Origin of the sequence: Virgisporangium aurantiacum (genome assembly GCF_016863635.1) — a bacterium.
Taxonomy (GTDB): domain Bacteria; phylum Actinomycetota; class Actinomycetes; order Mycobacteriales; family Micromonosporaceae; genus Virgisporangium; species Virgisporangium aurantiacum.
On record NZ_BOPG01000072.1, the window covers coordinates 69,168 to 87,108 of the forward strand.

Consider the following 17,941-nt stretch of genomic DNA (forward strand, 5'->3'; position numbering starts at 1 on the left):
TGAAAGTTTTGACAGGAATGACGCTAGGGAGCTGGGGCTGTTGATACATCGGGGACGAACCCCGCCCGCACCCGGACCAATTTCGGGCCTGCCGGCTCAGGGGAACCCTGACTGCAACCCTGACTGACCCGCGCTGCATCGGAAGACCTGCATCGTAGATAAGGACGCCGGCCGGTCTGGCCCCCATCAGCCCGGACGCGTTCCCGGATGCAGTGCGCCCGCCCGCCGCCGCTGGGAGAACACATGGAACGAGGCTGGCCCGATGCTCGCAGGTGCATCGGGCCAGCCTCGTTCTGTGATCGCGCGCCGAGTTCTTGCTGGCCCCTACACGGCGCACGACCGAGAAACGTTTGGTTTCCCATCGGGAAATCCAGAGCGACGGTGTGGGCCGGGGCCGAGCCGGCCCACGCCGTCGCAACTGAACACAACCGGTTTCAACGGGGCGGGACAGGGGGCGAAACCGGTGCGCCCGATGGGAACACCCGAGACGTTAGTGGCGCCGGGTACCGGGGTTCGAGCCCTCTAAGAGAGACCTAATCCGTTGTTGTTCTGTTAACGAGGAACGCCCTGATGGCGGCCGCGGCGACGGCCCGGCTCACGGGAGAGGCGGCCCACCAGACCGAAGCGGCTGGTCGGCCGGGGCGGTGCCTCGACATCGGGCAGGAGCACCACGACGCTGGCGCCGCCGAACCGGCTGCGCCCGATGTTGACGGCGCCGTTGACGCCCGCGGCCAGCCTTCGCGCGATGTCGAGGCCGAGCCCGGTGGACCCCTTGTTGCTGACGCCGCGCTGCATGGCCGCCTCGGGGTCGGGGATGCCCGGGCCGCCGTCGTCGACGCGGACGGCCACCCAGCCGTCCCGGCGGGTGACCGCCACCTCGATCGGCGTGCCCTGCGGCGTGTACCGGAACACGTTGCCGAGGATGGCGTCGAGCGCGGCGGCGAGGTCGGCCCGCGACACCGGAACCGGCGCCGGCAGCGTGGCACCGACCCGCTTGCAGGTGCGGCCCTGGTCGCCGGCGACCGCCGACCAGAACACCATCCGCTCGCGGACGATCTCGCTGGCGTCGCACTTCGCGCCGACGGGCAGCCCGTCGGCGCCGACCTTGGTGATCTCGCCGGTGTTGGCCGGAGGCTGTCGGGCCGAGCGGATCAGCTGGTCGACCTCGACCTCGAGGTTGTTGATCGAGCGGCGCACCCGCTCGCCCGCCGGGCCGGTGATCGGCTCGGCGTCGAGGCGCAGCGCCGTGAGGGGGGTCCGGAGCCGGTGCGACAGGTCCGCGACCAGCTCGCGCTCCGCCTTGATCAAGGCGAGGACGCGCTCGGCCATCGAGTTGAACGCCTGGCCGGCCTCCATCAGCTCCAGCGGGCCGCCGGGCTGGACGCGCACACCGAGCTGCCCGTCGTTCAGCGAGCGGGCCGCCTGGGCGAACGACTTCGCGGCACCGACCACCTTGTGGGCGAGCCGGTCGCCGACCCACACCGACGCCGCGACGAGGCCGACGGCCAGCGCGAACAGCGTCACCCAGGCCAGCGCGACGCCCTTGTTCAGCTCGTCGGCCGGTACGAACACCTCGACCACGGCGTTGTCCCCGTTGGGCTGCCGGGCGGGTACGAGCAGGACCTTGCCACCGTCGACGTCGACGGTGCGGGTCTCGGTGCCGGTGGCGGCCTCTTCGACCGCGGCGGTGCCGGCCCGACCCGTGCCGACCTGAACCTTGTCCAAGCGGTGCACCGCGACCCGACCGGCCGCGTCACCGCTCGTGTTGACGACCGTGCTGTCGATCGTCGCCTGATCCGGCTTGACGGCGATCACGGCCACGACGGCCGCCGCCATCCGCTCGGCGTCGGCGACCGCCCGGTCCTCCGCGAGCTGCTGCACCACGAGGCCGAGCGGGATGAGGAATGCGATGGCCACCATCGAGGTGACCGCGACGCTGACGTACGCCAGCGCGGCCCTCAGTCGGGTGCCGTGAACCGAACCCCGACCCCGCGCACGGTGTGCAGGTATCTCGGGGCCGCCGCGCTCTCGCCCAGCTTGCGCCGGAGCCAGTACAGGTGAACGTCGATCGTCTGATCCTCCCCCACCGACGGCTGACGCCATACCTCCTCCAGGAGCTCTCGACGGGAGACGACCCGGCCGGGCCGGGCGGCCAGGTAGGCCAACAGATCGAATTCCTTGCGCGTCAGGGTCAACGGCGCGCCGTCAAGGTACGCCTGACGCTGCGCGAGGTCTACTTTCAGCCCGCCGGCCTCCAGCACGCTGGGTGGTTCTTTCACCCCTCGGCCGGTACGCCGGAGCACCGACGCCATCCGCGCGTCGAGGTGCGCGCTGGTGAACGGCTTGACCATGTAGTCGTCGGCGCCCGCCTTCAGCAGCCGGACGATCTCCGCCTCGTCGTCGCGCGCGGTCGCGATGATCACGGGCGCGTCGGACACGCCCCTGATCATCCGCAGCGCGTCGGCGCCGTCGAGATCGGGCAGTCCCAGGTCGAGAACGACACAGTCGGGCGCGTCGGACGCGACCTTCCGCAACGCTTCCAGAGCTGTGCCGACCGCATACACGGTGTGCCCCAGGTCAGTCAACGAGCGCAGCAGGGCACCCCGCACCACGTGATCGTCCTCGACGAGCAACACCGTTGCCATGCATGCACCGTACTGGCCCGCTGTGGCCGATGGGACTCCTGGGGCGGCGCACCCGGTCCGATCTTGCGGAAAACGGGCCCGGTCCGGGACCGTGACAATCCAAGATCGCCCTGGTCAGACCGCTGGTCAGCGCCTTTCACGGCGGTATGAAAACTCTTCAGGTTCGTGACAGGTCAGGACGGTCCGGGATCAGGACGAGAGGAGCTGATCCACCGGCGCGTGGTCGTCCCGCAACACCATGGCGTCGCCGGCCCAGCCGCGGGCCTCCACCACCGCCGCCGACACCGCGGCCCGCGCCACCCCGTCGGCGATCGCGGCCTCGTCCAGCGGGGCGTCCGACGCCACGATCACGAAGTTCGCGCTGCGGCTGCCCGCCAGCGCGTCGGCGGGCGAGATCACCAGCACATTCCGGAACACCGCGGCCACCGTGGCCGCCTCGGCCCGCACGAACCGGCGGGCCCGGCCGTCGATCACGTTCAGCGCGTAGACACCGTCGGGTTGCAGCACCCGGTGGACGTCGCGGGTCAGCTCCACCGTCGCCAGGTGCCAGGGCACCACGAGGTGTCCGAAGGCGTCGCCGATGAGCAGGTCGCGGGAGTCGGCCGGCTCCTGTGCCAGCAGGGCGCGCCCGTCACCGGTGCGGACCCGCAGCGACGGACCGGTGGTGAGGCCGAGTTTCCGGCGGTCGAGCTTCACCAGTTCCGGGTCCAGTTCGAGGACGACCTGGTCACTGGCGGTACCGGCGAAGTAGCGCGGCAGCGTGAACCCGCCGCCGCCGAGGTGGAGTACCCGCTGCGGCGGCTTCAGCGCGGCCACCACGGCGATCCACTGCGAGTAGCCGAACTCCAGGTGCTTCGGGTCGTCGAGGTCGACGTACGAGTGGCGGGCCGAGTTGAGCCACAGCGTGCGCCCGCCCGGCCGGTGCGGGTCCTTCGTGACGGCCGCGCAGTGGTACGCCGTCTCGACGTCACACGGGGTCGGCGCGACCGCGGCGAGCCCGGCGGCGCCGAACCCGACGACGGCCATCGTCACCCGGCCCCGCCGCGACACCCACAGCCCGTACCGGATCGACAACCACAGCCCGATCGCCGCGGTGAGCCCGGCCAGCACCAGGATGATCACGCTCGTCGGCAGCGCCCGGACCAGGATGAACCCGGTGCCGAGGGTGGCGGTGATCGCCCCGAGCGTGCCCACGCTCGACAGCCGGCCGACGATCCGCCCGGTCACCGCGAGGTCGTCCAGTTGCAGTTTGATCACCAGCGGCGTCACCGACGACAGCAGGGCGGCCGGCAGGAACAGGGCCAGCACGGCGAGCAGCACCACGTTGGCCGCGTCGGTGCCGCGCAGGAACTCGCCGGCCCAGCGCACCAGCGGCACCGTGACGGCGGTCAGCACCGCGGCCGCGAGCAGGGCCGGCCCGAGCAACCGCCGCGGGTCGAGCCGGTCGGCCAGCCAGCCGCCGGTCCACGCCCCGTACGCGATGGCCGCCAGGGCCACGCCGATCACGGCGCTGCTGGTCTGCAGCGTCACCCCGACATAGGGCCCGACCAGGCGCAGCCCGACGATCTCCAGTACCAGCACCGAGCCGCTCGAGTAGAAGACCAGGGCGCCGGCAAGTCGAGGGTGAAGGGGCACGGAGGCCGATGCTACGCGGACGGCCGTACCACGGAAGCTGCCCCGTAATCGCGTTAAACCCCACATAATGGACAGGGTGGACAGCGAAGGGGAGGCAAGCGTCTCCGTGCTCGGCCGCCCCTCCCGGCTCGCGGCCGTCGAGCAGGCCCGCCTGCTCCTGTCGGCCTCCCCCGTCCCGCTCGATCGCCTAGCCCGCCTCGTCGCCGTCGGCGGCCACGCGCCGATCGGCGCGATCACCCTGCTCGACGCCCACCGCGAGTACCTCGTCGCCGGGCACGGCGTGCACCGCGGCGACCAGCCGGCGTCCGCCTCGCTGTGCCAGTACGTGATCAACGCCGACCTCCCGCTGGTGATCGAGGACGTCGACCGGCCGGGCGGCCCACCCGTGCCGGACGCGGTCCGGGCGGCGGGCGTCGCCTCGTACGCCGGCTACCCGGTGTACCTCGCCGGTGCGGCGGTGGGCGTGGTGTGCGTCGCCGACCAGGCACCCCGGCGGTGGACCACCGTCGAACTGAACGCGGTGGGCGACGCCGCGAGCGTCGTCACCGCGATGCTCGCCGAGCACGAGGCGGCGCACGAGATCGCGCCCGCCGCCTGGTTCGAGTTCGATCCGGCGATGCGCGACGCCACCCGCGGCAGGGCCTTCCTGAACGCGCTGCTGGGCTCGCTCGACACGGCGGTCGTCGCCTGCGACGAGAACGGGCGCCTGATCCTCTTCAACCGCCAGATGCGCAAGATCTCCGGCGAGCTGGACTACACGACGCCCGACCAGTGGCCCGGCCGGCACAACACCTACCACTCCGACGGCCGGCCGATGCGCACGGAGGAGCTTCCCCTCATGCGCGCCCTGAACGGCGAGCACCTGCAGAGCGCGCGGATGCTGATCCGCAGCGACGGCGAGCCCGACCGCTACTACCTGTGCAACGGGCGCCAACTCAGGTCGGACGACGGCGAGGTGCTCGGCGCCGTGATGGCCGTCCACGAGGTCACCGAGATGGTGCGGTCCAGCCGGTTCAAGGACTGCGAGGTGGCCGTCGCGCGCGTCCTGGAGGGCGACCCACCGCCCAACGAGGCGGGCGGCGAGGTCCTCGACCTGGTCGTCGGCACCCTCGGCTGGCCGTGGGCGGAGCTGTGGCTGTGCGAGGGCAAGGGCAACGACCTGCGCCGTTGTGCGACGGCGAGCCTCTCGCCCGAAGGCCACGCGACCGGGAACCCGCCCGCGCCGGGGCACGCGCTGGCCCGGTCGGCGTTCGAGCGTGGCCGGCTGGTGTGGGCCCGCGACGACTCGGCCACCGGCCCCCGCCCGACGCTCGCGGTGCCGATCCGCAGCGCGGAGCGCGTCCTCGGCGTCCTCACCCTCTTCGCCGACCGGGTCGGCGATCCGCCCGAGCACCTGGAGCGGCTGGTCACGGGGGTCGCCGCGCACATCGGCATGTACCTCGAACGGCGCCGCGTCGCCGAGCTCACCCAGGCGCTGGCCCACAGCAAGGACGAGTACATCGGGCTGGTCGGGCACGAGATGCGCACGCCGCTGACGTCGATCTGCGCCTACACCGACCTGGTGCTCGAGGACCCCGAACTCGACGACGACCTGCGCGGCATGCTCGCCGTCGTGCAACGCAACGCCGGAACCCTGCGCGGGATCATCGCGAACCTGCTCGACCTGGCCGCGTACGACTCCGGGCAGGCCCGCGTACAGCTCAACCCGACCGACGTCGCCGACCTCGTGCGCACCGCCGTCGAGGCCGCGGTCGCCCGCACGGCCGCCGCCCGTGCCGCCGGCCCGATCGACGACACGTGGACCGGCCGGGGCGCCCCACCGGCCATCACCGCCGAGATCGACGCCGGCATCCGGGTCGACGCGGACGCGCCGCGCCTGCGCCAGGTGGTCGACATCCTGATCGGCAACGCGCTCACCTACACGCCCGGCACCGGCAGCGTGGTGGTGCGGCTGGGAACGGCGGGCCGCCAGGCGGTGCTCGACGTGGTCGACACCGGCATCGGGATCCCGCCGAACGAGCGCCCCAAGCTCTTCGGCCGGTTCTTCCGCGGCCGCGCCGCGAAGGGCGCCGGCGTGCCCGGCAGCGGGCTCGGGCTGGCGATCTCGCGGGCGATCGTCGAGGCGCACGAGGGAACGTTGGAACTGCTGGACCGGCCGGCCCCGGGCAGCACGTTCCGCGTCCGGCTACCGCTCGCTTGACGACTCGCCGAGGGACCGGAACGCACGCGCGTCGGTGATGGCGGCGCCGCCGGGATCATTGTTGAAATACACGTGGACGCACGTGAACTCCGTAATCCGCCGCACCCACGACCGCAGCGCCGTCCGCCCGTACCGCGGCCACGGTGTGGCCCGGCCCTCGTGCATGCGCAGGTAGCCCCACGACGCCGTCGTCCACAGTGGAGTCAGCGGGCGGCTGTTCCGGTCGGCCCAGCACAGCGCGGCGCCGTGGCGTTCGAGCACCCGCCGCGTCCCGTCGGTCCACCAGGACTCGTGGCGGGGCTCCACGGCGATCTTCGCGGTTGACGGCACAAGCGACAGCGCGGCGTCGAGCAGGCCGGTGTCGCGCTTCAGGTTCGGCGGAAGTTGGAACAGCACCGGCCCGAGCTTCGGCCCGAGCGCGTCGGCCCGCCCGAAGAACCGTTGGATCGGCTCCGCCGGCTCCTTCAACCGCTTGATGTGGGTCAGGTAGCGGCTCATCTTCACGGCGAAGCAGAAGTTCTCCGGGGTGCGCTCGCGCCACTGCTCGAACGTCGTCCGCTCCGGCAGCCGGTAGAACGCGTTGTTGACCTCCACCGTGCGGAACTCCTCCGCATAGTGTTCCAGCCACCGGCTCTGGGGCAGCTTGTCCGGATAGAACCGGCCGCGCCAGTCCTTGTACTGCCATCCCGAGGTGCCGAGCACGATCACACCGTGCCGATACCCTAGTTTCGACACATGGAACAACGGATCCTCGGCCGGACCGGCCGGTCGGTGGGCGTCGTGGGTCTCGGCGCGTGGCAACTCGGCGCCGACTGGGGCGAGGTCACCGACGACGCGGCGTTCGCTGTGCTCAGGGCGTCGATCGGGAGCGGTGTCACGTTCGTCGACACCGCCGACGTCTACGGCGACGGTCGAAGCGAGAAGCTCATCGAAAGGTTCCGCGCTGACGGCGGCTTCGGGTCCGCGGCGGTCACGGTCGCCACGAAGATGGGACGCCGGGAAGCACAGGACCCGGCGAACTTCACCCTCGACTCGTTCCGCCGGTGGACCGACCGGTCCCGGCAGAACCTCGGCGTCGACACGCTCGACCTGGTGCAGTTGCACTGCCCGCCCGACCCGGTGTTCGACTCTCAGCGGGTCTTCGACGATCTCGACACGCTGGTCGCCGAGAAGGCGATCGCCGCGTACGGCGTCAGCGTCGAGACGTGCGACCAGGCGCTGCGCGCGATCGTCCGGCCCGGCGTGGCCAGCGTGCAGATCATCCTGAACATGTTGCGGCTGAAGCCGCTGGAGCGGGTGCTCCCGGCGGCCCGGTCGGCCGGCGTCGGAATCATCGCCCGGGTGCCACTGGCCAGCGGCCTGCTGTCCGGCCGCTACGACGAGCACACCGAGTTCGCCGCCGACGACCACCGGAACTACAACCGGCACGGCGAGGCGTTCGACGTCGGCGAGACGTTCTCGGGCGTCGACTACGCGACCGGGCTGGCGGCCGTGCGCCGGCTGCGTCCGCTGACCCCGGACGGCGCGACCACGGCCCAGTTCGCCCTCCGCTGGATCCTCGACCAGCCGGGCGTGTCGGTGGTGATCCCCGGCGCCCGCACCGCCGACCAGGCCCGGACGAACGCGGCCGCCGCCGCCCTACCGCCGCTCGACCGGTCGACGGTGGACGCCGTGGCCGGGATCTACGACGACCTGGTCCGGCCCGCGACCCACGACCGCTGGTAGGGCTACTTCGGCGCGAACGCGCAGAACTCGTTTCCTTCGAGGTCGGCCATGATCCACCAGGAGACGCCGTCGCCGGGCTCGCGGAGCACCGTGGCCCCGGCGACGACCAGCTTCTCCGGTGTCGGGTCGGTGAGCGTCACGTCCCAGTGCATCCGGTTCTTGGCCCGCTTGCGCCACGGAAGCTTGTCGAACACCAGGTGGTCCCACGGGAGCCCGGCGGCGCCCGCGACGTGCGCGCCGCCGTCGCCCGACGAGCGGGCCGTGCCGCCGAGCACCGACGCCCACCAGATCGCCTGCGCCGGCGCGTCCTTCGCACCGACCACGAGTTCGGAGACGGCCGCGAGCGCGCGCCGCTTCAGCGGCGTGGGCACCCCGCGCCGCGGCGGGAACGCGCAGAACTCGTTGCCCTCCGGATCGGCGAGCACCCACCACTTGATGTCGCCGCCGGGCTTGCGGAGCAGCGTGGCCCCGGCCGCGACGAGCGGCTTCGGGTCGCGGGCCGGCAGCCGCACGTCGAGATGCACACGCGTACCCTTGCCCCGCTTCTCCGGCACCGGATCGACCCAGATGGGGATGCCCGCGCCGGTGTCGACACGCGCCGACCCGTCGCCGAGGTCGACCAATCTGCCGCCGAGCACCTTCCGCCAGAAGGTCGCCAGCGCCACCGCGTCACCGGCACCGGAGCCGGCATCGAGAACGAGGTCTTTGAACGTCGCGATCGCCACGACCACCGACCATAGTGGACGCATCCGGCGCCGACCGCGCTGGTCGGCGCCGGATGCCGCGATCACACCGATTTCTGGTACGTGCGGAACGTTCGGGTCGACAGCCACACCGTCAGCACGGCGAGCACGAGCAGCGCCGCTCCCGGTGTGACGACGTCGCCCCAGTCGGGGTTCTCGGTCAGCGCCGCCCGGGCCGCCTCCACCGCCCAGTTGACCGGGTTGTAGTTGGTCAGCGTCTGCATCCAGTCGGGCATCAGGGTCTCGGCCATGAACGTGGTCGAGATGAACGTCAACGGCAGCAGCAGCAACGTGTTCAGCCCGATGATGGTCTCCCGCTGGCGCACCAGCATGCCGACGGTGTTCGACAATGCGCTGAACACCGTCCCCAGCAGGATCGCCATCAGGATCAGCACGAGCACACCGGCCGGCCCGCCCGGGTAGTCGGCGCCGGCGGCCCACGCCAGCAGCACGATGATGAGCGACTGGATGGTGGTGCTCAGCGCCTGCTCGATCACGTTGGCGTTCATGATGGCGCCCCGGCTCACCGGCGTGATGAGGAAGCGGTTGAGCGTCCCCCGCTCGATCTCCTCCATCGTGCCCATGCCCGCCCACATGTTCGACGCCATGGCGCTCATCACCACGACGCCCGGCACGATGTAGGTCAGGTACGACTGGCTGCCGAACCCGGGCAGTTCGATGATCCGCTTGAACAGGTTGCCGAACAGGAACAGCCAGATCGCCGGCTGGATCAGCGTGAAGACGAGGTACCACGGCTGGCGGATGAACGCCTGCAACCGCCGGTGCGTCATCCACAGGGTGTCGGTGGTCATGCCGCAACCTCCGTCTCGAATCGCTTCCCGGCGTAGCGGAAGTACACGTCGTCGAGTGACGGCCGGGCGACCGTCACCGTCGCGGCCGGGGTGCCGGCCTTGTCGAGCGCCGCGAGCGCGTGCGGCACCGTGGCGGCGCCGTCGTCGGCGCGGGCGCTGAGTTGCCGGCCGGCGAGCGTCACCTCACGCACGCCCGGCACATTTTCGAGCGCGGCCTTCGCGTGATCGTCGCCCTCGTCGCGCAGTTCGATGTGGACGGCGTCGCCGCGCAGTTCCGACTTCAGCTGATCCGGGCTGCCGGTGACGACGATGCGCCCCCGGTCGACGATCGACACCCGCCGCGCGAGCCGGTCGGCCTCCTCCAGATGGTGCGTGGTGAGCAGGATGGCCATCGACTCGTCGGCGGCCAGCCGGGAGATCTCGGCCCACATCGCGGTGCGCGCCTGCGGGTCGAGGCCGGCCGTCGGCTCGTCCAGGAACAGCACCTCGGGCCGGTTCATCAGCCCGAGGGCGACGTCGAGCCGGCGTTGAGTGCCGCCCGAGTAGGTGCTGACGGCACGGTCGGCGAACTCGCCGAGCGCGAAGCGCTCCAGGAGTTCGCCCACCCGGCGCTTGAGGTCCCGTCCGCTCAGGCGGTACAGCCGCCCCTGGAGGAGCAGGTTCTGGCGGCCGGTGGCCACCGGGTCGGCGCCGGACTTCTGCGACACAACGCCGATGACCCGGCGCACCTTCGCCGGATGGGCGAGGGCGTCGTGTCCGGCGACGGTCACCGTGCCCGAGTCGGGCCGGGCGAGCGTGGTGAGGATCTTGATCGTGGTGGACTTGCCGGCCCCGTTCGGGCCGAGCAGGGCGAAGACCTCACCGGCGGGCACGCTGATCGACAGGCCGTCGAGGGCGCGCACCCCCTTGCCGTAGGTCTTGACGAGGTCGTACGCCTCGACGGTGTTACTCACGGTTCCTCCGTTGAGCAGGGTGAACCGTCCGCCGTGACCCGACTATCCTTACTGTGCAGCCTTGCGGTCGGGTCCGTTCGGATCGATTCGCGGGTTTCGTGGCCCCGGTGGGTGTTGCAGCACCTGCCGGGGCCGTTTCTGTGGGCTTCAGTCCTCCTCGGTCTCCTGGTGGTACCGACGCCACACGTCCATCGACGGCATGGTGCCGTCGACGAGTTCGGTGAGAAGCGACCGGGTCCAGTTCGCCTCGGCCTCGGCCATGGCGAGCTTGTACTCCCCCTCGACGAGGAAGAGGCGCGGGACCGTCTCCATCGCCTTCGTCAACTCCTCGCGCCCGTCGCGGACGACCGCGTCGAGCGCCGCGATCCGCCGCCGGAGCAGGTCGATCACCGTGTCGGGGGCGAGCACGCCCGCGTTCGACAGAGCCGCCTCGTACGCGGTGAACTCCTGCCGGGGTTCGGCGAGCAGTTCACACATCCAGTCGTCGAGTTCGGCCCGGCCGGCGGCGGTGATCGCGTACACGGTGCGCTCCGGCCGCTTGCCCTGCCGGGTGGTGTCGACCGCCTCGACGAACCCGTGCTTCTCCAGGTTCTGCACGACGGTGTACAGCGAACCCCATTGGATCTTGATGCTGAACTCCTTGCCGCGCTCGCGCAGCAGGGTCGCCATCTCGTACGGGTGCATCGGCTTCTCGCGCAGCCCGGCGAGCAACGCCAGGGCGAGCAGATTGCCCACCTTCCGCCGCTTCGCCATCGGTCCACCGTTCCTCTCGCACCCGGTTACTCGGTTCCGAGTATTACGGAGGCGAGCATGTTCCGCAAGGGTTGTGACGTCACTATGACATCAGAGTTCAGCGGTCGAGCAGTTCGTCGGCGTAGTAGCTGACCGCGCGGCGGTACCGGGTGAGGTGGCGGGCCAGGGCGAGCAGGGCCCGGGCGACGGCCTCGTCGGGGCGGCCGGAGTCGAGCAGCAGCAGGGCCAGGAACGCGGCCCGCGCGTCGGCGAAGTCGCCGTCACCCACCTCGGCGCGGAGGACGTCGACGCCTTCGGCCGCCCGGCCGAGGTTACGCAGCGTGCTCGCCAGCTGGATGAGGGCGCGGGGACGGCGTTCGCCGGCCAGCCCGGCGTTCAACGCCTCGCGGTAGAACGGCTCCGCGGCGGCCTCCCGGCCGATGTAGTCGTAGGCGGAGGCCCGCTCGAACAGCGCGTCCGGATCACCCTCGGGACGCTCGTCGGCCAGCGCGCACACGGCCTCGAAAACGTCGTCTTCGCTCCGTTCGGCGGCAGTCGCCCAGACCTTGTTCACCCGGCCGTCCCAGTCGTCGCCCACGAAACGATCGTCTCAGATAAATACGGTGGCGGCCGACATCTGGTCGGTACCGGTACCAACACGTACATTCGGGTTCGTGATAGCGCGACGGGCACTGGCGGCCATGGCAGCTCTCCTGCTCGTCACCGCGGCTGTGGGCTGCGGTGCCGACGACCGCTCCAACGGAGACGGCGGAGACGGCGGAGACAGCGGAGACGGCAAGCCGGCCGCGGCGCGCGGCGCGCCTGACCACCTGCCCGCGCACGCCACCGAGGCGAAGATCCCGTTGCGCGACGGTGAGCGGTTCCAGTTCCTGTCGATGGAGCAGCCCTACACGCCGACCCCGCCGTCGGGCGGCACCGACGAGTACCGCTGCTTCCTGCTCGACCCGCACTTCAACGGCAACACGTGGATCGTCGGGTCCGAGTTCCTGCCCGAGAACGCCGACATCGTGCACCACGCGATCCTGTTCCGCGTCCAGTCGCGCGACATCGCGGAGGCGCAGAAGGTCGACGCCGACTCGCCCGGAGACGGCTGGACCTGCTTCGGCGACGAGGGCATCAGGAGAGACGGCCTGGGCAGCACCGGCTGGATCGGCTCGTGGGCGCCCGGCGGCACCGAGCGCCTGATCAACGCGAAGGTCGGCTTCGAGATGGCGGCCGGCAGCCGCATCGTCATGCAGGTGCACTACAACCTGCTCGCGACCAACGGAAAGGCACCCGGCTCCGACAAGTCCGGCGTGCGGTTGCGGCTGATGGACGGGTCCGCCGACCTCTCCCCGTTGCAGACGACGCTGCTGCCCGCGCCCGTCGAACTGCCCTGCCCGCCGGGCGAGACCGGTGACCTGTGCGACCGCGAGCGCTCGGTCGCCGACCTCACCGCCCGCTTCGGCGACGAGGCCAAGCGGGTCGCGAACGGGCTGAACCTGCTGTGCAACCGCGGCCCGGCCCGCCCCGGCAACACCCAGCAGTGCGACCACAGGGCCGGCCAGGACGCGGTGGTGCACGGCGTGGCCGGGCATATGCACCTGCTCGGCCGCTCGATCAAGGTGGAGTTGAACCCGGGTACGCCCGGTGCGCAGACGCTGCTCGACGTCCCCGTCTACAACTTCGACGAGCAGGGTGCCCGCCCGACGCCGCAGCCCGTCACCGTGAAGCCCGGTGACACCTACCGCGTGACCTGCACCCACGACGCGACCCTGCGCGCCCAGCTACCCCAGTTGAAGCCCCTGAAGCCGCGCTACGTGACCTGGGGCGAGGGCACCTCCGACGAGATGTGCCTGGGGATCGTCATCTGGTCCAAGCCGTAGCCCTACTCGTCCAACGGCGGCACCACGGTCGACGCGACGTGCTGGTAGATGATCGACGTGCGGAAGCCGATGATCTCGCGGCGGATCGTGAACCGGTCCATCAGGAAGTCGTGCAGGCGCTGGATGTCGGCGACGGCCACGTGCACGATGAAGTCGTCGCCGCCCGCGAGCACGAAGACCGACAGCACCTCGGGCTGCTCGCTCATGTAGCGCTTGAAATCGTTGATGACGTCGCGGCTCAGCGGCCGCACCTGCACCGCGACCAGCGCCTGCAGGTTCCGGTCCAGCGCCCGCAGGCTCACCGCCGCGTGGTAGCCGGTGATCACGCCGCGGGCGCGCAACGCCCGCACCCGTTCCAGGCAGGTCGACGGGGCGATGCCCAGCTTCGCCGCCAGGTCACGGTTGGACTGCCGCGCGTCGCGCTGCAACTCGTCGACGATGGCCCGGTCAGTCGCGTCCACTGTGGACCAATCCGGCGGCGAGCCGGGACCGGGCGCGGTCCATGGCCGCCCGCGCCGGTGTGACGCCGTCGCGCCCGGCGATGTCGAGCAGGTCGCGCACGGTGTCACCGATGCCGTCCACCCGCGCCGCTGCCTCCGCGGCGGAGGCACCGTCGATCTCGACGGCTATCGCGTTGATGACGCCGCCCATGCTGACCACGTAGTCCGGCGCCCACACGATGCCGCGCGCGTGCAGCAGGTCGGCCACCGCGTCGTCGGCGAGCTGGTTGTTGGCCGGGCCGGCGATCGCCGTGCACCGCAGCGCGGGCACCACCTCGGCGGTCAGCAACCCGCCCAGCGCGGCCGGCACCACCACGTCGACGTCGGCGGTCAACGCCTCCGCGGGCGTCACCCAGGTCGCGCCGAGCGAATCGGCCAGCGCCCGCCGGGACGGGTCGACGTCGGTCACCACGAGAGCCGCGCCGGCGGCCGCCAGGGTCGACGCGACCGCGCCACCCACCCGGCCCAGGCCCACCACCGCGAACCGCCGCCCGGCCAGCGGACCCAGCGCGCGTAACGCGGCCACCACGCCGGCGGCCGTGGCCGGTGACGAGTCGCCGCTGCCGCCACTCGCGAGCGGCCGGCAGAAGACATGCGGGGTCCTGGTGGCGATCACGTCCATGTCGGCCTCGCTGGTGCCGACGTCGGGGGCGGTGGCGTACCGGCCGCCGAACGACTCGATCACGTCACCCGCGTCGAGCAGCGCGTCGCGCCGGAGCGCTTCCGAGGTGACGGCGGGGAGCGCCACCACCGTCTTGCCGCCGCCCTTGGTCGCTCCCGCGGCGGCGGCCTTGTAGGTCATCCCGCGGGCCAGCCGCAGCGCGTCGGCCAACCCGTCGCGCCAGTCGGAGTAGTGCCACATCCGCAGCCCGCCGACGGCCTGCCCGAGCGCGGTCGAATGCACCGCGACGATCACCGGCAGGCCGCTGCGCGAGCCGCGGACCATCCGGACCTCTTCATGTTCGAACATGGCTCCATTCACACACGGGATCCGGTCGGCGGGATCAAGATCCGAACGATATTCGGTGACCGGCGAGGATACCGGTCAAACGGCGCCGGAAATCTCCAGAAGCGCCCCGATGACCCAGCCTTCGAGGTCCGCCGTGAGCCGGGCCGTCGGTATCGAGACGCTGATCGCGTCGTCTGCAAAACCCCCGGGGACGCCCACCGCGAAGCACGAGATGCCCACCGTGTTCTCCTGCCGGTCGGCCGCCCACCCCTGGGACCGGACGAGGGCCAACTCGGCGTGCAGCGCGGCCCGGTCGGTGATGGTGTTGCCGGTGAGCGCGGGCAGCGGCCAGCTCAGCAGATCGTCGACGATCGCGTCGCTGCGGCGGGCGAGCAGGGCCTTGCCGAGGGCGGTGGCGTGCGCCGGCAGCCGGCGGCCGATCGCGCTGTAGAGGCGCAGCGGGTGAACGGACTCGCGCTTGGCCAGGTAGGTCACGTCCGGCCCGGACAGGCGTCCATAGTGGACGGTCTCGCCGAACCGGGCCGCGAGCGTGTCGAGCACGCCCGCGAACCGGGCCACCGCGTCGTCACCGTCCACATAGGACGCGCCCACCTGCACGGCGCGCAGGCCGAGGCGGAAGCGGGTGCCGGTCCCGTCGGATTCGACCCAACCGCGGTGGACCATCGTGCGGAGGATGCCGTGCAGGCTGCTCTTCGGGATGTCGAGCGCGCGGGTGAGGTCGCCGAGCGACTGCGGCCCGTCGTAGGCCGCCAGCGCCTCCAGAACGTCGAGTGTGCGATCGGCGGATTTCACGGGCTGGAAGCCGGCGTCCATGAGGGGTAGCGTACATGTACGTGACCGCCGTTCACGATACTGAACAGACAATTGCCCGAAACCGCCTCCTTCCGGTGGTCGTCATCGACGACGCGGCCGCCGCCGAGCCACTGGCCGACGCCCTCATCGCCGGTGGCCTGCCCTGTGCCGAGATCACGTTCCGCACCGCCGCCGCGGCCGACGCCATCAAGGCGATGGCCGCGCGCTCCGAAATGGCGGTCGGCGCCGGCACGGTACTCACCGTCGAGCAGGTCGACCGGGCGGTCGACGCCGGCGCGAAGTTCGTCGTCAGCCCCGGATTTGCCCCGGCCGTCGTCCAGCGGTGTCGGGACCTGAACATCCCCGTCTACCCGGGCGCCGCCACCGCCACCGAGATCCAGATGGCCCTCGACGCGGGCCTCGGCACGGTCAAGTTCTTCCCGGCCGAGCAGTTGGGCGGCGCGGCGATGATCAAGGCCCTGGCCGCGCCGTTCCGGCAGGTGACGTTCATCCCGACGGGCGGCGTCACCACCGACAACCTCGGTGAGTACCTGGCGCTGCCGTCGGTACTGGCCGTCGGCGGTACCTGGATGGTCGCGGCCGACCTGCTGAAGAACCGGGACTGGGCCGAGGTCACCCGCCGCACGCGGGCCGCCGTGGAGAGGGTGAGCCGATGAAACTGCGCAGCGACTGCCGCTACGACCTCGTATCGCTCGGGGAGATCATGCTGCGGCTCGATCCGGGCGAGGGCCGGGTGCGCACCGCCCGCACGTTCCGGGCCTGGGAGGGCGGCGGCGAATACAACGTCGCGCGCGGCCTGCGCCGGTGCTTCGGCCTCAAGACCGCCGTGGTGACGGCGTTCGCCGACAACGAGGTCGGAAAGCTTCTCGAGGACCTCGTGCTGCAGGGCGGCGTCGACACGTCGTACGTGAAGTGGGTGCCGTACGACGGCATCGGCCGCTCGGTCCGCAACGGGCTGAACTTCACCGAGCGCGGGTTCGGGGTGCGGGGCGCCGTCGGCACGTCCGACCGGGGTCACACGGCCGCCAGCCAACTCGCCCCCGACGATGTCGACTGGGACGAACTGTTCGGTGCGCACGGCGTCCGCTGGTTGCACACCGGTGGGATCTACGCCGCGCTGAGCGAAACCAGCGCGCACACGGCGGAGGCCGCGATGGCCGCCGCGCGCGCACACGGAACCGTGGTGTCGTACGACCTGAACTACCGGCCCAGCCTGTGGAAGGCGATCGGCGGGCCGGAGCGGGCGCGCGAGGTGAACCGGCGGCTGGCCCGGCACGTCGACGTGATGATCGGTAACGAGGAGGACTTCACGGCCGCGCTCGGCTTCGAGGTGCCCAACACCGACGCGTCACTGTCCACATTGGACGCCGGCAACTTCAAGCGGATGATCACCGAGGTCGCCAAGGAGTACGACAACTTCGAGGTGGTCGCGACGACGCTGCGCACCGTGCGCAGCGCCACCGTGAACGACTGGGGCGCGGTGGCGTGGTCGCGCGCCGATGGTTTCGCCGAGGCCACCCACCGCGAGGGCCTGGAGATCATGGACCGCGTGGGCGGCGGCGACAGCTTCGCGTCCGGCCTGATCTACGGGCTGCTGACCGGCCGCGATCTCCAGACGGCCGTCGAGTACGGCGCCGCGCACGGCGCCCTGGCGATGACGACGCCCGGCGACACCTCGATGGCATCGCTGAAAGAGGTCGAGAACCTCATGAAGGGCGGCGGCGCCCGCGTCGCTCGTTAACGGGTGTAGGTCAAGACGACCACCCCGCTCTCCAGCGGCGTGGCCGAGGTGAGCGTGAAGCGGGTGGGGTTGAAGTCCCGGCGCACCAACGGGACTCCCCCGCCCGCGATCACCGGGCTGAGCTTGATGACCAGTTCGTCGACCTCGTCGAGCAACTGGCCGGCGAGGTCGCCGCCGCCGCAGAGCCAGATGTCAAGCCCGTCCTCCTGCTTGAGTTTGCGCACGAACTCGACCGGGTCGCCGCTCTGCGCGCCGTCGAGCGTGCGGCTGAACACGTACTCCGTGAGGTGCGCGTACGGGTTGGTGATGCCGAGCTTCAACGCCGGGTCGAGCGTTGCCCGGCCCATCACCAGCGTGTCGAAGACCAGGTTCGGCGCGTCGTCGGCGATGCCGACCAGCGGGCGGACGTGCGTCGGCAGGGTCTCCGGGTACCGGGTGCGGATGAACTCCGCCAGGTCGGGCTCGAACGGGTAGAAGTCGATCTCACCGGCCGGGCCGGCGATGAACCCGTCGATCGACGATGCCACGTAGTAGACGAGCTTTCGCATGCCGTGCCTCCCAAACCACTATGTCTGTCGTGGTTAAA

At 71.2% G+C, this 17,941-nt stretch carries 18 protein-coding genes; 5 read left to right on the forward strand and 13 right to left on the reverse strand.

Translation table 11 applies throughout. The features are described from left to right. Positions 1–552: 552 nt before the first annotated feature. From Vau01_RS47255 to Vau01_RS47265, 3 genes are all read right to left on the reverse strand, one after another. Positions 553–1,920: a HAMP domain-containing sensor histidine kinase gene (locus Vau01_RS47255; RefSeq protein ID WP_204007248.1), complete on the reverse strand. Its 1,368-nt coding sequence runs from the start codon at positions 1,918–1,920 to the stop codon at positions 553–555. 38 nt (positions 1,921–1,958) lie between these two features. After that, the gene (locus Vau01_RS47260) at positions 1,959–2,645 is read right to left on the reverse strand and encodes a response regulator transcription factor (RefSeq protein ID WP_204007250.1); all 687 of its coding nucleotides are present in this window, start codon (positions 2,643–2,645) and stop codon (positions 1,959–1,961) included. A 189-nt stretch (positions 2,646–2,834) separates the two neighbouring features. After that, positions 2,835–4,346, reverse strand: a complete 1,512-nt coding sequence (locus Vau01_RS47265; RefSeq protein ID WP_204007252.1) for a fused MFS/spermidine synthase — start codon at positions 4,344–4,346, stop codon at positions 2,835–2,837. 10 nt (positions 4,347–4,356) lie between these two features. Between Vau01_RS47265 and Vau01_RS47270 the strand changes: the two genes are divergently transcribed. Continuing rightward, the gene (locus tag Vau01_RS47270; RefSeq protein WP_204007253.1) at positions 4,357–6,480 is read left to right on the forward strand and encodes an ATP-binding protein; all 2,124 of its coding nucleotides are present in this window, start codon (positions 4,357–4,359) and stop codon (positions 6,478–6,480) included. Here Vau01_RS47270 and Vau01_RS47275 read toward each other — a convergent pair. Continuing rightward, positions 6,466–7,182 carry a DUF72 domain-containing protein gene (locus Vau01_RS47275; RefSeq protein WP_239152461.1) on the reverse strand — a complete coding sequence of 239 codons (717 nt, stop codon included), beginning with the start codon at positions 7,180–7,182 and terminating at the stop codon, positions 6,466–6,468. The two genes, Vau01_RS47270 and Vau01_RS47275, sit on opposite strands and share 15 nt — an antisense overlap. A gap of 33 nt (positions 7,183–7,215) precedes the next feature. Here Vau01_RS47275 and Vau01_RS47280 point away from each other — a divergent pair, with 33 nt between their 5' ends. Continuing rightward, complete coding sequence (locus Vau01_RS47280; RefSeq protein WP_204007255.1) at positions 7,216–8,205, forward strand: aldo/keto reductase; 990 nt, start codon at positions 7,216–7,218, stop codon at positions 8,203–8,205. 2 nt (positions 8,206–8,207) lie between these two features. On the opposite strand, the gene Vau01_RS47285 is transcribed toward Vau01_RS47280, so the two are convergent. The 5 genes from Vau01_RS47285 to Vau01_RS47305 all read right to left on the reverse strand — a co-directional run bounded on the left by Vau01_RS47285 (position 8,208) and on the right by Vau01_RS47305 (position 12,043). Continuing rightward, complete coding sequence (locus Vau01_RS47285) at positions 8,208–8,996, reverse strand: VOC family protein (protein ID WP_204007256.1); 789 nt, start codon at positions 8,994–8,996, stop codon at positions 8,208–8,210. Further along, a complete protein-coding gene (locus tag Vau01_RS47290) occupies positions 8,993–9,760 on the reverse strand; it encodes an ABC transporter permease (protein WP_204007257.1) in 768 nt (255 codons plus the stop codon). Before Vau01_RS47290 ends, Vau01_RS47285 begins: the two co-directional genes overlap by 4 nt. After that, positions 9,757–10,713 carry an ATP-binding cassette domain-containing protein gene (locus tag Vau01_RS47295; RefSeq protein ID WP_204007258.1) on the reverse strand — a complete coding sequence of 319 codons (957 nt, stop codon included), beginning with the start codon at positions 10,711–10,713 and terminating at the stop codon, positions 9,757–9,759. The genes Vau01_RS47290 and Vau01_RS47295 overlap by 4 nt, the downstream gene beginning before the upstream one ends. 147 nt (positions 10,714–10,860) lie before the next feature. After that, positions 10,861–11,466: a PadR family transcriptional regulator gene (locus Vau01_RS47300; RefSeq protein ID WP_204007260.1), complete on the reverse strand. Its 606-nt coding sequence runs from the start codon at positions 11,464–11,466 to the stop codon at positions 10,861–10,863. A 97-nt stretch (positions 11,467–11,563) separates the two neighbouring features. Then, positions 11,564–12,043, reverse strand: a complete 480-nt coding sequence (locus Vau01_RS47305) for a tetratricopeptide repeat protein (RefSeq protein ID WP_239152463.1) — start codon at positions 12,041–12,043, stop codon at positions 11,564–11,566. Positions 12,044–12,119: 76 nt separating this feature from the next. Between Vau01_RS47305 and Vau01_RS47310 the strand changes: the two genes are divergently transcribed. Further along, positions 12,120–13,331 (forward strand): monooxygenase, encoded by a 1,212-nt coding sequence (locus Vau01_RS47310; protein WP_239152465.1) that lies wholly within the window; start codon positions 12,120–12,122, stop codon positions 13,329–13,331. Between the two features lie 2 nt (positions 13,332–13,333). On the opposite strand, the gene Vau01_RS47315 is transcribed toward Vau01_RS47310, so the two are convergent. The 3 genes from Vau01_RS47315 to Vau01_RS47325 form a co-directional block, all read right to left on the reverse strand. Continuing rightward, positions 13,334–13,792: an Lrp/AsnC family transcriptional regulator gene (locus tag Vau01_RS47315; RefSeq protein ID WP_204007262.1), complete on the reverse strand. Its 459-nt coding sequence runs from the start codon at positions 13,790–13,792 to the stop codon at positions 13,334–13,336. Next, on the reverse strand, positions 13,779–14,801 hold the full coding sequence (locus Vau01_RS47320; protein ID WP_204007264.1) for a Glu/Leu/Phe/Val dehydrogenase dimerization domain-containing protein: 1,023 nt from the start codon (positions 14,799–14,801) through the stop codon (positions 13,779–13,781). The genes Vau01_RS47315 and Vau01_RS47320 overlap by 14 nt, the downstream gene beginning before the upstream one ends. A gap of 75 nt (positions 14,802–14,876) precedes the next feature. Then, positions 14,877–15,614 (reverse strand): IclR family transcriptional regulator, encoded by a 738-nt coding sequence (locus Vau01_RS47325; RefSeq protein ID WP_239152467.1) that lies wholly within the window; start codon positions 15,612–15,614, stop codon positions 14,877–14,879. A 14-nt stretch (positions 15,615–15,628) separates the two neighbouring features. On the opposite strand from Vau01_RS47325, the gene eda reads away from it, so the two are divergent. Further along, positions 15,629–16,270, forward strand: coding sequence for a bifunctional 4-hydroxy-2-oxoglutarate aldolase/2-dehydro-3-deoxy-phosphogluconate aldolase (gene eda / locus Vau01_RS47330; RefSeq protein WP_204007266.1), 642 nt, complete (start codon positions 15,629–15,631; stop codon positions 16,268–16,270). Beyond that, complete coding sequence (locus Vau01_RS47335) at positions 16,267–17,355, forward strand: sugar kinase (protein WP_204007268.1); 1,089 nt, start codon at positions 16,267–16,269, stop codon at positions 17,353–17,355. Before eda ends, Vau01_RS47335 begins: the two co-directional genes overlap by 4 nt. On the opposite strand, the gene Vau01_RS47340 is transcribed toward Vau01_RS47335, so the two are convergent. Further along, positions 17,352–17,903, reverse strand: coding sequence for a dihydrofolate reductase family protein (locus Vau01_RS47340; protein ID WP_204007270.1), 552 nt, complete (start codon positions 17,901–17,903; stop codon positions 17,352–17,354). The two genes, Vau01_RS47335 and Vau01_RS47340, sit on opposite strands and share 4 nt — an antisense overlap. Positions 17,904–17,941 lie beyond the last annotated feature (38 nt).

Excerpts from the sequence above, each read along its gene's own strand:
- Vau01_RS47255 (WP_204007248.1), bottom strand. The coding sequence starts at position 1,920 with ATGGTGGCCATCGCATTCCTCATCCCGCTCGGCCTCGTGGTGCAGCAG.
- Vau01_RS47260 (WP_204007250.1), bottom strand. The coding sequence starts at position 2,645 with ATGGCAACGGTGTTGCTCGTCGAGGACGATCACGTGGTGCGGGGTGCC.
- Vau01_RS47265 (WP_204007252.1), bottom strand. The coding sequence starts at position 4,346 with ATGTGGGGTTTAACGCGATTACGGGGCAGCTTCCGTGGTACGGCCGTC.
- Vau01_RS47280 (WP_204007255.1), top strand. The coding sequence starts at position 7,216 with ATGGAACAACGGATCCTCGGCCGGACCGGCCGGTCGGTGGGCGTCGTG.
- Vau01_RS47290 (WP_204007257.1), bottom strand. The coding sequence starts at position 9,760 with ATGACCACCGACACCCTGTGGATGACGCACCGGCGGTTGCAGGCGTTC.
- Vau01_RS47300 (WP_204007260.1), bottom strand. The coding sequence starts at position 11,466 with ATGGCGAAGCGGCGGAAGGTGGGCAATCTGCTCGCCCTGGCGTTGCTC.
- Vau01_RS47320 (WP_204007264.1), bottom strand. The coding sequence starts at position 14,801 with ATGTTCGAACATGAAGAGGTCCGGATGGTCCGCGGCTCGCGCAGCGGC.
- Vau01_RS47325 (WP_239152467.1), bottom strand. The coding sequence starts at position 15,614 with ATGGACGCCGGCTTCCAGCCCGTGAAATCCGCCGATCGCACACTCGAC.
- eda (WP_204007266.1), top strand. The coding sequence starts at position 15,629 with ATGTACGTGACCGCCGTTCACGATACTGAACAGACAATTGCCCGAAAC.
- Vau01_RS47335 (WP_204007268.1), top strand. The coding sequence starts at position 16,267 with ATGAAACTGCGCAGCGACTGCCGCTACGACCTCGTATCGCTCGGGGAG.
- Vau01_RS47340 (WP_204007270.1), bottom strand. The coding sequence starts at position 17,903 with ATGCGAAAGCTCGTCTACTACGTGGCATCGTCGATCGACGGGTTCATC.